Annotated in this window: 12 protein-coding genes; 6 read left to right on the top strand and 6 right to left on the bottom strand. The window is 65.4% G+C overall.

From position 1 onward, the window contains the following. Positions 1 to 9: 9 nt before the first annotated feature. Positions 10 to 1,323, bottom strand: a complete 1,314-nt coding sequence (locus tag HF576_RS05110) for an RNA polymerase sigma factor (RefSeq protein ID WP_168911650.1) — start codon at positions 1,321 to 1,323, stop codon at positions 10 to 12. Positions 1,324 to 1,487: 164 nt separating this feature from the next. On the opposite strand from HF576_RS05110, the gene HF576_RS05105 reads away from it, so the two are divergent. Further along, positions 1,488 to 1,829 carry a YciI family protein gene (locus tag HF576_RS05105; RefSeq protein ID WP_168911649.1) on the top strand — a complete coding sequence of 114 codons (342 nt, stop codon included), beginning with the start codon at positions 1,488 to 1,490 and terminating at the stop codon, positions 1,827 to 1,829. A 104-nt stretch (positions 1,830 to 1,933) separates the two neighbouring features. Here the strand turns inward: HF576_RS05105 and purU are convergent, their stop codons facing one another. Genes purU through HF576_RS05090 form a run of 3 tightly spaced genes read right to left on the bottom strand, consistent with a single transcriptional unit; the run spans position 1,934 to position 5,067 of the window. Next, positions 1,934 to 2,806, bottom strand: a complete 873-nt coding sequence (gene purU / locus HF576_RS05100; RefSeq protein ID WP_168911648.1) for a formyltetrahydrofolate deformylase — start codon at positions 2,804 to 2,806, stop codon at positions 1,934 to 1,936. A gap of 16 nt (positions 2,807 to 2,822) precedes the next feature. Then, positions 2,823 to 3,677 carry a methylenetetrahydrofolate reductase gene (locus tag HF576_RS05095; RefSeq protein ID WP_168912082.1) on the bottom strand — a complete coding sequence of 285 codons (855 nt, stop codon included), beginning with the start codon at positions 3,675 to 3,677 and terminating at the stop codon, positions 2,823 to 2,825. 25 nt (positions 3,678 to 3,702) lie between these two features. Next, the gene (locus HF576_RS05090; protein ID WP_240948636.1) at positions 3,703 to 5,067 is read right to left on the bottom strand and encodes an aminomethyl transferase family protein; all 1,365 of its coding nucleotides are present in this window, start codon (positions 5,065 to 5,067) and stop codon (positions 3,703 to 3,705) included. A gap of 152 nt (positions 5,068 to 5,219) precedes the next feature. On the opposite strand from HF576_RS05090, the gene HF576_RS05085 reads away from it, so the two are divergent. From HF576_RS05085 to HF576_RS05070, 5 genes are all read left to right on the top strand, one after another. Continuing rightward, positions 5,220 to 6,071 (top strand): IclR family transcriptional regulator domain-containing protein, encoded by an 852-nt coding sequence (locus HF576_RS05085; protein ID WP_168911647.1) that lies wholly within the window; start codon positions 5,220 to 5,222, stop codon positions 6,069 to 6,071. 121 nt (positions 6,072 to 6,192) lie between these two features. Further along, complete coding sequence (locus HF576_RS05080; protein ID WP_168911646.1) at positions 6,193 to 8,610, top strand: glucosidase family protein; 2,418 nt, start codon at positions 6,193 to 6,195, stop codon at positions 8,608 to 8,610. 42 nt (positions 8,611 to 8,652) lie between these two features. After that, positions 8,653 to 8,991, top strand: a complete 339-nt coding sequence (locus tag HF576_RS20915) for a hypothetical protein (RefSeq protein ID WP_485020505.1) — start codon at positions 8,653 to 8,655, stop codon at positions 8,989 to 8,991. Next, a complete protein-coding gene (locus HF576_RS05075) occupies positions 8,988 to 10,424 on the top strand; it encodes a hypothetical protein (protein ID WP_168911645.1) in 1,437 nt (478 codons plus the stop codon). Before HF576_RS20915 ends, HF576_RS05075 begins: the two co-directional genes overlap by 4 nt. Positions 10,425 to 10,589: 165 nt before the next feature. Beyond that, the gene (locus HF576_RS05070; protein WP_168911644.1) at positions 10,590 to 11,627 is read left to right on the top strand and encodes a LacI family DNA-binding transcriptional regulator; all 1,038 of its coding nucleotides are present in this window, start codon (positions 10,590 to 10,592) and stop codon (positions 11,625 to 11,627) included. Positions 11,628 to 11,649: 22 nt separating this feature from the next. On the opposite strand, the gene HF576_RS05065 is transcribed toward HF576_RS05070, so the two are convergent. Then, positions 11,650 to 12,582 carry a DUF6807 family protein gene (locus tag HF576_RS05065; protein WP_168911643.1) on the bottom strand — a complete coding sequence of 311 codons (933 nt, stop codon included), beginning with the start codon at positions 12,580 to 12,582 and terminating at the stop codon, positions 11,650 to 11,652. Then, positions 12,530 to 13,651 (bottom strand): Gfo/Idh/MocA family protein, encoded by a 1,122-nt coding sequence (locus HF576_RS05060; protein WP_168911642.1) that lies wholly within the window; start codon positions 13,649 to 13,651, stop codon positions 12,530 to 12,532. Before HF576_RS05060 ends, HF576_RS05065 begins: the two co-directional genes overlap by 53 nt.

Here is a 13,651-nt window from a genome sequence, read left to right as displayed (position 1 = left end):
GGCGATCCGTCATCGAGCGCGTTCCTGAGCTGCCAGCTCGGCGAGCCTGCGCAGGAGGTATCGACGCTCGGGCTCGGTCGGTGCGAGCGACAACGCGAGGCGGTACCGGGCGTCAGCCGCGTCCCGCCTGCCGAGTCTGCGCAGCATGTCCGCCTGCGCAGCCGGCAGCAGGTGGTAGCCGCTGAGCGCGCCGGATGCCGTGATCCGGTCGAGCTCCTCGAGCGCTGTCTGCGGATGCCCGGCGAGTCCGCGGGCGACCGCTCTATTGAGCTCGAGCACGGGCGAGGGCGAGGAGTGGATGAGCGCGTCGTAGCACCGGACGATCTCAGCCCAGTCGGTGTCGTCCGTGCTCGCCGCGCGCGCATGCACGCGCTGGATCTCGGCCTGGAGACGATACGGGCCGGCTGCGGCATCCGTTCGTCCCGAAGCATGGTCCGAATCGAGCCGTTCGAGGATGGCGAGGCCTTCGGCGATCTCGGCGGCGTTCCATCGGGTGCGATCCTGCTCGTCGAGGGGCACGAGGTCTCCGGCGTCATCGACCCTGGCGCGTGACCGTGAGTGCTGCAGCAGGAGAAGCGCGAGCAGTCCGGCCGGTTCCGGCTCGTCCGGCATCAGATCGACGACCAGGCGCGCGAGCCGAACCGCCTCGTCCTGCAGATCGACTCGCAGGAGCTGATCGCCGGAGCTGGCCAGATATCCCTCGTTGTGAACGAGCATGAGGACGGAGAGGACTCCGTCCAGACGCGGCCGCAGATCATCGCCCTCGGGCACGCGGTAGGGGATCCCAGCCGTGCGGATCTTGCGCTTGGCCCGCACGAGACGCTGCGCCATCGTCGCCTCGGGGACGAGGAAGGCGCGGGCGATCTCACCGGTCTCGAGTCCGGCCACGGTCCGCAGGGTCAGCGCCACCCGCGCCTCGAGAGACAGCGCCGGGTGGGCGCAGGTGAAGATCAGGCGAAGCCGGTCGTCGATCTCGGTCGCCGCAACGGCGATGTCGGCGGGGTCTGTCGGCTCACCGGGCGCATGCAGCTCATCCATCACGATCCACTCCCTGACCTTGTCGAGCTCGACACCTCGGCGTCGCAGGATGTCGAGCGCGCGATTGCGGGCGACGGTCGTCAGCCACGCTCCCGTGTTGCGAGGCACGCCCTCGGACGGCCATCGCACGGCGGCGCGCTCGAACGCGTCCGCGGCGGCCTCCTCGGCCACATCCCAGTCCCTCGTCGCACCGATGAGCGTCGCGACGATGCGGGTCCATTCCTCGCGATATGCGCGCTCGACGGCATTCCGCACCTCCGCGGCCCCGCTTCCGATCGCTGTCATCCCCGGAGTCACCATCCCCTTCGCCGGTGGTGAATCGTCCCACCCGTGTTCACGGTATGCCCCAGCGACGAACGGCGAAGCGCGAATTCGACACCCTGTCGAATTCGACGATCGCCGTTCGTCGTACGGGTGAAGTGAGACACTGCACTCGATAGGAGCAACCCATGAAGCACATGCTGCTGATCTACGGCAACGAACAGGCGTGGAACGAGCTGACCGAGCACGGCAGGGACAGCCTGGATGCCGCGCACCGGGAGGTGCTTGCGGAACTCGAAGCGTCGGGCGAACTCGTCCTGTCCAACGAACTCGACACCACGACCGCGAAGGTGGTGCGCCGCACCGACAGCCGTCTGCTTGTCACCGACGGACCGTTCACCGAGTCGAAGGAGATGGTCGGCGGGTTCTACATCGTCGACGTCCGCGATCTCGACCGTGCCATCGAGATCGCCGGCAAGCTCGAGGAGCCCACCTTCTCGGTCGTGGAGATCCGCGCGCTGATGCACTGACCCACCGACGCCACGTCGGGCGCCCTTCGCATCGGGGACGGCTTCTCGAAGACGGCGGCGACCCAGGCTTGCACCAGCGGTTCAGATGTCGCGGCAGTACACCGTCAAAAGACGATGGTGTGGTTGCCGTGTTGGATGACGCGGTCTTCGGCGTGCCATTGGACGGCGCGGGAGAGGACGGCGCGTTCGACGTAGGCGCCGCGGGCTTGGAGGTCGGCGGCGGTCATGGTGTGGTTCACGCGGGCGACGTCCTGCTCGATGATGGGGCCTTCGTCGAGGTCTTTGGTGACGTAGTGGCTGGTGGCGCCGATGAGTTTCACGCCGCGTTCTTTGGCTTTGCGGTAGGGCGCGGCGCCGATGAAGGCGGGCAGGAAGGAGTGGTGGATGTTGATCACCGGGACGCCGACCTGGTCGAGGAAGTCCTCGGAGATGATCTGCATGTAGCGGGCGAGGACGACGAAGTCGACGTTGCCTTTGAGCAGTTCCAGGATCTTCGCTTCGGCTTCGGTCTTGTCGGGGCCTTGGGAGTGGACGTGGAAGAACGGGATCCCGAAGGAGCGGACGTCTTCGGCGGTGTTGGTGTGGTTGCTGATGACCATCGGGATGGTCACGGGCAGTTCGCCGCGGCGGTGGCGCCACAGCAGTTCCAGCAGGCAGTGGTCGCTGGTGGAGGCGAGCACGGCCATCCGTTTCGGGATGGACTGGTCGGTCAGTGCCCACTGCATGCCGTAGGGGGTGAGGGTCTTGTCCAGGTCGGCTTCGATCTCGGGGATCGCGGCGGCAAGGTCGGGGCGGTGGAACACCACGCGTTGGAAGAACGCGCCGCCCTCGGGGTTGTCGGAGTACTGGTCGAGGGTGACGATGTTGCCGGCGTTGCGGGCGATCAGCGCGGTGACGGCGGCGACCAGGCCGGGCTGGTCGGGGCCGTGGACGATCAGGCAGGCCTGGTCGCGGAGGGCTTCGGTGTGCGGCGACATGGGTGTGGCCTGCCGTTCAGGACTGCGCGGCGATGTAGTCGCGGGTCCACTGGGACGTCGCGAGCAGCCCGCCGAAGGTGTAGAAGTGCAGCTTCACCGGACCCGATGCCGGGTCCTGGGCCAGCAGCTCGGACAGGTCGGACACGAACCGGTCGGGGCCGGCGGTGCCCATCAGGTTGGTGAGGGAGAACCCGTACTTCTTCACGATCATCGCGTTCGCGCCGACACCGAACCGGCGGGCGAAGTTGATCAGCCGCTTGATGCCGGCGGGGCCGGGAGTGCCGATACGGATCTGGGTGTCGATGCCACGGGCGCGGACCTCTTTGATCCACGCCATCACCGGGTCGGTGTCGAACGCGAACTGGGTGAGGATCACCGAGTCCAGACCCTGCTGCGCCAGCGACAGCGCCTTCTCGTCGAGGTGACGCCACAGCACGTCGCCGGGGATGTCGGGGTGTCCCTCCGGGTACCCGGCGATGGACACCTCCTTCACTCCGTACTTCTGCAGCAGCCCGGTCTGGATCACGCTCAGTGAGTCCGGGTAGGGCCCTTCCGGCTCTGCCGGGTCGCCGCCGACGGCGAACACGTGCTCGCTGGCACCGACCTCCTGCAGGCGGCCCAGGAACTCCTCCAGCTGACCCTGCGACGCCAGCCGCCGCGCCGAGATGTGCGGCACCGGGATGAACCCGAGATCCTTCACAGCCTTGGACGCCGCGACCCGCATCTCGAGGTCCTCGTTGCCCAGGAACGTCACATTGATCTTCGTCCCCTGCGGGATCACCGACGCCGCCTCCTGCAGACCAGGGACATCCTTCCCCGTCATCTCCAACGAGAAGCCCTCGACCAAATCGACGGCTGCGGCCTTGTTCATTGCGGGTGCGATGTGCGCCACGTGCCTACCGGCCGCGGTAGGTCGTGCGGGCGAAGTCGCTCAGTGGTGCCGGTGCGACAACGGCACGGATGCGACATTGCCGGTGCGGTTCGACTGAGGGCTTTCGCGACACCGGATCCTCACCCCACAGAACCTCGACCTCGGCTCCGTCGGCGATCGATTCCTCGACCGTGGCGAGCGAGACGAAGAGCGAGTCATTGACGAGATGACCGGCGTCGGTCGAGATCCCCACAAGCTCGTCCTCAACGAGCACCGCGTCGTACTGGTGGTACGCGTACCGCGCCTTGGGAAATTCGATCCACTTCGAGGGCAGTCCGTCCTGGAGGTGAGATCGCATCGCGTCGGCGACGTCATCCGAATTCCAGATCAGGGTGACTTTGCGTCGCGTGGCGACTTCAGCGCGCCGCTCGAGTGCACCGCGACCGACGAACTCATGATCGAATTTCACGTGTCTGCCGTATCCCAGTTCTGCGGGAGTGAGGTAGTAGTCCTCGATGCGCTCGCTCTGGAAGGAGCCACCGAGTGAACCCACTCGGCTGGACGGCAACCACTGTCGATAGGCTGCCATCTCCGGTCCGAAGATGGCAGGGACGGGTGTTGGGATCCATCCCGCTTCGAGAGGCGTGCTCCCGTATGCTCTTGCGCCCACGGCCTGGATGCCGAATCGAACGCCACCGTTCATGATGGCCTCGCGGACCGCGAGACCGTCCTCCCATGGGCCAAAGAGCTCAAAGCCTGGCTGGCCCGCCATTCCGTGCCGAAGTGCGCGCACGTGCCGCCCCGCGATCGTGAATTCGGTCATGTGGAAGAACTTCACCGACGGGACGGCGGTACCAGTGAGCTCGCCGATCAGATCGAGCGCCCTCGGGCCCTGCAGCTGAAACCGGTACAGCTCAGGATCGCCCTCGCGGACGAGCGCGTTGCCGTCCAGCCGATATGTGACGTCCAAGGACGACTGTTCGATGTTGTAGCGAACCCAATCCACAAGGCTGTGCTGACCGACCAGATCGAAGCTGTTCTCGCCGAGATAGAACAGGATGCCGTCGCCGATGACGTATCCATCGATATTGACACCGACGAACTGCTTGGCGATGCCGGGACGGAACCCAACGAAGCTGTTGACCGCGAGACCGCTCAGCAACTGTGCGGCACCGGCACCTTCGATGAACAGGTTTGTCATGTGCTGCGAGAGGTCCATCAAGGCGACGGTCTCCCGCCATGCGTGCTCCTCGCTCCTCCAATTGGAGAACTCGGCCTCGATCGGAAAGATGAACGCGGGAAAGTCCCTGTTGCGCATGAGCGGAACGACTCCTCCCGCGTCGACGATTGCATCGTCGATGCTGGGGGTCGCAGCGAAGTTCCGGGTCAAGATGAGCTCCTTTGCTCTGGCGCGCTGACCGCGCGGCTGGCTCGCTCCAAATTATGAGCATTCGATTGCGCATTGACAACGGCTTCCCTTTCATGCGTAACTGCAAGCCAAACCTGCAAGGGAGGCGTCGCGTGGCGCGATCGTCGGACGGAGTGTCGGCCCTGACGCGCGTGCTCAGGATCTTGGATGTCTTCACCGTCGACACGCCCTTTCTCACGGTCTCGGAGATCGCTCGTCGGGCTGGGTACCCGATCTCATCCACGCACCGCATGGTGCAGGAGCTTGCTGGCAACCGTCTCCTCGAGCCCGTCGAGCGGAACCGGTATCGGTTGGGCAATCGGCTGTGGGAACTGGGCTCGAAGACTCCTGGGTCACTCGGGCTCCGAGAAATCGCGCAGCCGTTCATGGCCGAGTTGCATCGCCGAGTCGGTCAGCACGTTCAACTGGCGGTGCTCTACGGCGTCGATGGGTTGATCGTCGAACGCATCTCGGCGCAGGATGCGGTTGTCAACGCGGCAGTCGTCGGCGGACGCATGCCGCTTCCGCACACCGCGACCGGGCTCGTACTGCTGGCGCATGCTCCGGACTCCGTAGTCGCCGAAGTACTCCAGGTCGGATTGCATCCGCCGAGCAGTCGGGCAATTCAATCGGCCGCCGAACTCGACGCCGCACTCCGATCGACGAGGCAACACGGATTCGCCGTCGCCGATGGCTTCATCTACCCGGGCTCGGCAGGGCTTGCCGCGCCGGTTCGTGGTCCTGATGGTCGAGTGGTCGCCGCGCTCGGCGTCGTCATCCCGAGCGACCTTGCGACCAGAGATGTGCTCTCGCGCGCGATCCAGCAAGCCGCGAGGGCTGTCTCTCGCGCGTACATCCGTGCCTACCTGCCACCCGGGCACCCGGATGCGCGCCCTGGTGGCCCGTGGCGCTATCTCGTGAACTCTTCCGTGCTGTCGATGCGCTATCTGGAGAGGCGACCTATCGAGCAGCACAACTCCGACTGAGCCCGCACCCGATGCAGGGTCTGTGGGCGGCGCGATACGTCCGCCGGTAGAACTTGCGCATTGCGAAATCGATTGCGCTCATCTAGCCTGGTGCTGTCGGCACGACCGGATGGATTCAAAGATGAATGACGACGCGCTCGACCTGCTCGCGCTCATTGAGCGCCCGCCTCCGTTGGGAGGAATGGGTTTTCGTAACCGCGCCGGTCGCACCCAGGCGATCTGGAGGGACGCGGATCCTGGTACGGGGATCGTGGGCAGGCGCATTGTGCACGCGCGCACGATGCAACTGGCAGGTCCTGCGCAACTCCGCCGGCTGGGCGTCCGGCCAGGACGCGGCTACCACAAGTGCGGCAGTGATGACCAATGGGACTGGGTGCGCGCCTTTCGCCTGGTGGTGCACGCGGACGGTCAGTGGCAGACGGTTCTCGACATCCGAGAGCTGCCCACTCCGAGCGGTTCCGACGCGCCTTCGCTCTGGTACGACTTGGGCGGGTTGTCGGCTTCCGCCGCCATCATCGAGGTTCTCCAATGTGGGCTGGACGATCAGTGGACGCCTTGGAACCTCGCAGACGGCGCGTTCGAATTGATCGGTGCGCGACCGCCAGTCCCGATTCAGCGGGAGCGAAGACTGGCCAACCGTGGTGTCACCCTTCAGCCCTTGCCATCCGGGGTTCACGCCGAGGAGCGCCCCGGCGAGGTGAGGTACCGCACAGCCGGGTACGAAGTGGGATTCGCACTCGGGCGTGCGGGCTTCAGCTATCTGGCTCTCGACGACGAAGCTGCGGGGTCGACCATGATTGACCTTCTCCATCGCGCGCCAGGCGTCGACCTGCAGGGAATCATGCTTCATCCGGTCGGTGGGTCGTCGCTGGTCGGGCCCGCGCTGCGCTGTGATGTCGAGGGCCACGTTCGGGTCGAGGGGAACCGGGTTCGGTACGAGGTGTCTGTGCCCGCTGCGGGCCAGAACTTCACGCTGGACTGGCGGATGTATGCGGATCGGATCGAGCTCGTCGCGGAGCGCGAAGGAGAGAACTCGATCGAAGCGTGGGAGAGCGCAGCCTGGCAGATCGCCTTCGATCCAGGCACCGCGGCGACCGCGACCCTAGGTCGTCCGCGCAAGGTGGGACGCACGGGACTGCTCGAACTCCCGGTGCTTCTGCATGCGCCCGGTCACGGAAGCATCCGGGTGATCGCTCAGGGTGAAACGGCGACGTGGCGTTCTGACGCCGACCGTCAGAACTCCTGGCTGACGGGGGAGCTCAAGCTTGGCGAAACGCCTACCGATCGAGGCACTACCATCCTCGAGCCAGGCAGCCATCGGTGTGCGGTGACCTGGTTGATGGCGGGGCACGGGATCGAGGCGAGCCAGAGCGCTCCGGCGCCCGTGGCCCGCGCGTTGCGGCGCGCGGCGATCACGGGGCTCTCGTACCGTGCAGATACCGGCACCTTGAGCAACAACAGCATCTCCATACATTGTCCAATGAGCATGGACACGTGGTCTGCGCTCGCGACGTCGTACGGGGAGGTCATGCCTGGGATCGACGCCGTCGAGTTCCTGCGCGACTCCCTCGAACGATGGCTGGACGGAGGACCGGGGTACGGCTCCGGCACGATGCGCGATGGCTCGCAGCTTCGGCCCGCGGAGGACGAGTACCTCATCACCGGAGTCGGAACGATGCTCGGGCTCGGCGAGTATCTGGATCACAGCCGAAACTCCGCGTGGGCGCGCCGCTACTCCGACCGCATCAAGCAGAAGCTGGAACAGCTTGCCGCTCGAGATCTCGACGGTGACGGCCTGATCGAGAGCCCGCATCGACGCGGCGTGAGTGGCGACCACGATTGGAGCACCAACTGGTACGACGTCGTCTCGTTTGGCTGGAAGGACGCCTACGTCAACGCGCTCCTGTTCAAGGCGCTCACACTTCTCGGTGAAGTGCTGTCCGATCTAGGCGCGCCCGAGCTTGTTGCGGGTGTCGCCGCGTGGCGCGTGAAGCTGCGCGATGCCTTCGGTCCGACATTCCTCAACCCGGAGACCGGTTGGGTGGCCGGATGGCGCAGCGCGGACGGCCGATTGCACGACTACGCATTCCTCGCTGTGAATGGAGTGGTTGCCAACAGTGGGGTGCTGTCTGCGGAAGTATCTCGTCAGGTCATCGGGGCGCTGTGGGAGGAGTACCGAAGCGTGGGGGAGCCAGACGCGCGGCTCGGACTGCCCAACAATCTCTGGCCGATTCCCGACGAGGACCTCACGGAGCCGATGCACGGATTTCCTCACGGGTTCTACCTCAACGGGGCGCTGTCGCACTCGCAAGCACGGCACTTCGTCGACGCCCTCTCTCGTGTGGGCATGATGCCTGAGTCCGAGAGATTGCTCGGCGCGCTGTGCGAGACGCTCGCGGACGGAACCGCGTTCGGCGGGTCGCAGACGGGCGGGGACTGGCGCTACTGGGATGGCGCTCAATGCGGCTACGAGGGTTTGCTCACGGAGCAGTTCGGCGTCATGGCACTGGCCATCGAGCGGCACCGCCTACGGGGATGATCGCGACAGATGGAAAGGTGCCAATCGTGAGCCGAACCAACCATGCGAAGGAGTGAGATGCAGGATTGGCGTGGCCGAATGCTGGCCCGAGTCGAGAGGGTCCTTCGCGACGATATTCGTCCGTCTCTGTATTGGCTCCGGGACAACGTTCCGCTCTCTGCATGGGAAGCTCCTGGCGAACCGGTGGCCGTAGCGGTCGCTCTCGAAAAGCCGTACGCGACGCTGGGAGAGGGCGATGCATGGGTGCGCGCCTGGGGAACGACCTGGTTCCGGCTTGCTGGCACAGTTCCCGCTGCGTGGCTGGTGCACGATGACGAGCAGCTGGAGCTCTCGATCGTCCAACTCGTCACGCTCCGGATCGCGCGAGGCGGGAAGCGATGATCGCGATCACCGACGTCGATCTGCGAGTCGCCGCGGTTCGCACACGGCTTCCGTTTCGATACGGGATCGCCGAGATGACCGCCGCGCCGCACGTCGCTGTCGAGGTGCGGATTCGTGATGGCCAAGGCCCAGAGGTGAGTGGCTGGGCATCTGAGCACCTCCCTCCGAAGTGGTTCACGAAGAACCCGCACACCTCCTTCTCAGATGACCTCGCTGACATGGTGGAGGTAGTTGAGAGGGCGGCGGCATTCGCATCGGGGTTGTACGCGCCGGACGCTTTCCAGCTCTGGCGCTTGATCGACGCCGCTCAGATGCGATGGGCGGGGGTGCATGGCGTCCCCGGACTACTTGCGGGTCTAGGAACGTCGCTCGTCGAGCGAGCAATGATCGACGCCGTGTGCCGAGCGCAGCGGATCCCGTTCCCTGTCGCGCTTCGCAGCGGCGTACTGGGCTTCGACCCGGGGACGATTCACGAGGAACTGGAAGGTGTCCGCTGGCGGGCTCTCTTTCCCGACCGGCCCGCCACATCGATCGCGCTGCGGCACACGGTCGCGCTGACGGATCCGCTCCACGGGGCTGACGTCCAAGATCATCCTGTCGATGATCTCCCCGTGAGCCTGGAGTCGGTCCTCTTGTCGCACCGCGTCCGTTACCTGAAGGTGAAGACCGTCGGTGATCCCGTCGTCGATCGGGATCGACTCGCAACGATCTTCGGTCTCTGCGAGAAGTCCTCGATCACCCCGCGACTCACAATCGACGGAAACGAGTCCATGCGCGATGGCGGCAGCCTCACGTCGTGGATCGGCTTTCTGCTGCGCGACCCGGACATCGGCGGATTGTTGCGAGAGAGTCTGATCGCTGTCGAACAGCCCCTTCATCGGGACGTGGCCTTAGGTGCGGAACTGGCCGTCACTCTTGCAACACTCATGGAGGACGGCGTGGCCGTGATCATCGACGAATCCGATGACGATCTGCATGCGGTGAGGCGAGCAATGGATCTGGGCTACGCGGGCGGCACCTATAAGGGATGCAAAGGGGTTTTCCGCGGGTTGGCGAACGCCGCTCTCGTCGCAAACCGACGCCGGCTTGGTCACCGCACGCTGCTGACCGCGGAAGACCTGTCGACCCTTCCTCCGCTTACCGTCGCTCAGGATCTCGTCGTCGCCGCCACGATGGGCTTGGAGCATGTGGAGCGGAACGGGCAACACTATTTCGGCCGGTTGGCCCCGATCTCCCCGGATGCAGACGGTCTAGCTGTCTCGGCGCATCCCGACCTGTACCAGTTAGGCTCCGATGGCGGAGCACATCTGCGCATCTCGGACGGGATGTTCGCAATCGGAAGCATCCTGGATGCTCCGTTCGGCTTCGCTCCTGAACTGAACCTCACAGGACTTCAGGAACTCAGCATCGATTCTGCTCGCGCCGCGATCTGACCGTATGGGTCCCGATGGTTGAGCAAACGGTTGTGCCCATGCATCGACTGTGCTTGGATCACTTTGATCTGCGTTGCGACGAGGTGATCGTCTCGCCCGCGCAACAGGCGGATCGGGTGACTCGCGTCGACGCGGCCGCCCGCCTGAGAGAGAGGACGTCAGCCCATGGCCCGCCTCAAGGATGTCGCGGCGCTGGCGGGTGTATCGCCGAGCGTGGCCTCTCGAGTCCTCAACAACGACACAAGTGCTCGGATCAACGACAACACGCGTCAGCGCGTGATCGATGCCGCGGCCGAACTTCGATACGTGCCCGACCACCGTGCCCGCGCTCTCCGTCTGTCGCGAGCGGACGCCATCGCCCTGATCGTTCCCGAGGTCAACAACGCGATCTTCTCGAGCCTGCACCAAGGCGTGCAGTCTGTGGCGCATGAGCGAAACTCCGCTGTGTTCCTCGCGCAGTTCGACGCCGAGACCGCTGACGCCAACGCGCTTGCGCAGCTCATCGGCAATGGGCGTGTCGACGGCGTCATCGTGCAGCGCAACGAGCATTTCACCGACGATGATCTGATCGCTGCCATCCAACTCGATGTTCCCGTCGTGCTGGTCAACACCCGGCTCGATGGTCACGCGGGATCTGTTGCATTGAATGATCGCGAGGCGGTGGCGATCGCCGTCACACACCTGGTCGAGCTGGGTCATAAACGGATCGGGTTCGTTGCTGGCGCGCCTCGTCACGATGCCGCGACGCGACGGCTCGAGGGCTTTCGGGATGCGATGACCGTGGTCGGCCTGGCTGCTCGCGAAGACTGGATCGCGCCGGCTGGGTGGGAAGCGCCGGCCGGCGCGGCGGCAACGTCCGGGCTTTTGAAGTTGGCCGCTCGTCCCACCGCCCTCGTCACGGCTAGCCTGAACACTGCCATCGGCGCGATGCGTGCCGCGCACGACGCCGGGATCCAGGTGCCCGGCGATCTGAGCATTATCGCGGTGCAGGATGCGTGGATGTCGGAGTACACGGTGCCCCGGCTCACGACTGTCGCTATGCCGATGCGCGAGGCGGGGGCCCGCGCTGCGAGCATGCTACTGGACCACCTCGGTGGCGTTCCTCTCAGCGACGAACTGGTCACGGAGCCTCACCCTCAGCTCATGATCCGCGAATCGACGACGGCGCCCGTTGGCGGCGCGCCCGCGAGCCGGGCGACGTAGCCGCGCGACGTCCTTCGGTCGATCAGTGCTCGAGCACGTCGCAGACGAGTTCGGGATTGATGGACCCGTCGAAGCATGCAATGCGATGCGAAAGAGTCATGGATTCGCCCGCTTCGAGCGAGAGCCCTTCGTCATAGGCGACAGCGAACCCCGCGAGAGGGAATGGATCGAACCGGTAGAGGAACCTCCGGGAGCCGGGATTCGTAGCCGGGCCCTGGTGGAGACCAACAGTCACTGACTCGCCAGAAGCGATGCGGCCATCGATGATCAACGTCGTGGCGCTCACCCCGGACGCAGTGACGGGCTCGCCGTCGCCCGTGAGACGAGTTGCCCCGAATCCTTCCGCGAAACGAAGGAACCACCCTCCGTACCCGCCGTCCGGTCGGCCGCGCTGGGCGGGTGTTTCGAGCCGGAGCTGTTGATCGGTCGCATTGGTGAGCACGGTGTCCAGCTGCAGAAGCCAGCCCTCGACATCCTGCACGCGGAGGAGGCGGAGGCGGTGGCTGCGCACTTCCCGCAGGAGCACGGTGCCCTCACTGTCGAGCCACCCGATCCGGTGTGTGAACCGCCCCGCCGTGGTGTCGATTTCAGTCCAGGATTCATGGCGAATCTGCCCGTGATCGTCGGCCACGACGTATCCGCGCTCCGGGCCGAAATAGGTCCCGCCTCCCCACATGTTGTGCGCGCCGACACGGGGCATCGCGAACTGAAGTCCGTGATGCCACGGGTGGTCCGGCGGTGCGAATCCGCTGATGACGTGCCCGCCGAGCGTGCGCAACGGGTGGAAGTACGGTTTCGGCGTGTTCACAGCATCGATGGAGTCATCGTGGACCCGGTAGTCACCGATCGTGCGGTCACCCAGGACGAGCTGGAGATCTTCACCGTGCCGGAAGAGGGCGATCTCAGACATGAACGATTGCTTGCTTCCTGCTGGGGCCGGCTGCGTCGAGCGCATCGTAGAACGGATCCCCCTGCGCGATCTCGCCCCGTGCGACCGACCTTTCTGTCGCGGAGCTCTTGTAGAGCGCGGTGAGCAGCTCGAGCGTGCTCCTGGCGTCGGCGGCCGTCACATCGGGTCTACGTCCTTCTCGCCATGCTGCGAGGATGCCGCGGAGTTGCGCGCGATGCGCATTCACCTCAAGGGGAGGCTCGGGTTCTGGCCAGTCATCGACGATCCGTGTCACACCCTCGCCATCCAACTGACGAACACTCCATTCGTCTTGTTGAGGCAGATACAGAGTGTCGAGGCCGAGTGTGGCTCTCTCTGTCGTGACCTGTAGGTGAGTCTCCTGGCGACTGCTGAGGACTGTCGAGAGGAGGGACGCGATGGCGCCGGATTGGAAGCGCACCACGGCTGCAGATGTGTCCTCGACTTCGATCGGGCGGGCGAGAGTGTCCGCGACGCCGGACACGGTGGCCCAATCCCCGCCCATGAGCCACACGAGAAGGTCGATCGCATGGTAGGCCTGCGTCGTCGTGGCACCGCCGAATTCAGTGCGGAACTTGCCGCGCCACGGAATGTCCCAATACTCCGGACCTCGATACCAGTTCGTGTGCGCGACGCCGATCAGAGGGCGCCCCCAGCGGCGGTTCCGAAGTGCAGCGTACGCCTGTTGTGACCCACCGGCGTAGCGGAACTGCGAGACGCTGACGCACCACCGGCCGGTGTCTCGCTCCGCGGCGATGATGCGGTCGGCGCTGGCGAGGGAGCCGGTGAGCGGCTTCTCGCAGTAGGCCCATGCACCCGCACGCATCACCTCGATGGCCATAGCCTCATGTAGGTGCGGCGGGGTTGCCAGAGCAACGACATCCGGTCGCTTCGCCGCCAGCATCTCCTCGATGCCGCTGTACAGGTCTGTGCAACCGAATCGGTTTCCCGCTTCGGCGCGCCGGTCAGCGTCGAGATCCACGATCGCGACAAGCTGCGCCTCATCGCCGAGCGACTGGACCGCCGGGAGGTGCGCGGCGGCTCCGATTCCGCCCGCCCCGACTACTGCCACGCGTGCCGTCTCTTGAGAAGTCAT

Source organism: Microbacterium salsuginis (assembly GCF_012524205.1).
Taxonomy (GTDB): domain Bacteria; phylum Actinomycetota; class Actinomycetes; order Actinomycetales; family Microbacteriaceae; genus Microbacterium; species Microbacterium salsuginis.
The sequence above is the reverse complement of the archived record's forward strand: the minus strand, read 5'-3'. Positions and strand labels throughout refer to the sequence as shown.

Bases quoted from the DNA above. Each gene is read 5' to 3' on its own strand.
- HF576_RS05065 (WP_168911643.1), bottom strand. From the start codon at position 12,582: ATGCGCTCGACGCAGCCGGCCCCAGCAGGAAGCAAGCAATCGTTCATG.
- HF576_RS20915 (WP_485020505.1), top strand. From the start codon at position 8,653: ATGCGAAGGAGTGAGATGCAGGATTGGCGTGGCCGAATGCTGGCCCGA.
- HF576_RS05060 (WP_168911642.1), bottom strand. From the start codon at position 13,651: ATGACTTCTCAAGAGACGGCACGCGTGGCAGTAGTCGGGGCGGGCGGA.
- purU (WP_168911648.1), bottom strand. From the start codon at position 2,806: ATGTCGCCGCACACCGAAGCCCTCCGCGACCAGGCCTGCCTGATCGTC.
- HF576_RS05070 (WP_168911644.1), top strand. From the start codon at position 10,590: ATGGCCCGCCTCAAGGATGTCGCGGCGCTGGCGGGTGTATCGCCGAGC.
- HF576_RS05105 (WP_168911649.1), top strand. From the start codon at position 1,488: ATGAAGCACATGCTGCTGATCTACGGCAACGAACAGGCGTGGAACGAG.
- HF576_RS05075 (WP_168911645.1), top strand. From the start codon at position 8,988: ATGATCGCGATCACCGACGTCGATCTGCGAGTCGCCGCGGTTCGCACA.
- HF576_RS05095 (WP_168912082.1), bottom strand. From the start codon at position 3,677: ATGAACAAGGCCGCAGCCGTCGATTTGGTCGAGGGCTTCTCGTTGGAG.
- HF576_RS05080 (WP_168911646.1), top strand. From the start codon at position 6,193: ATGAATGACGACGCGCTCGACCTGCTCGCGCTCATTGAGCGCCCGCCT.
- HF576_RS05110 (WP_168911650.1), bottom strand. From the start codon at position 1,323: ATGACAGCGATCGGAAGCGGGGCCGCGGAGGTGCGGAATGCCGTCGAG.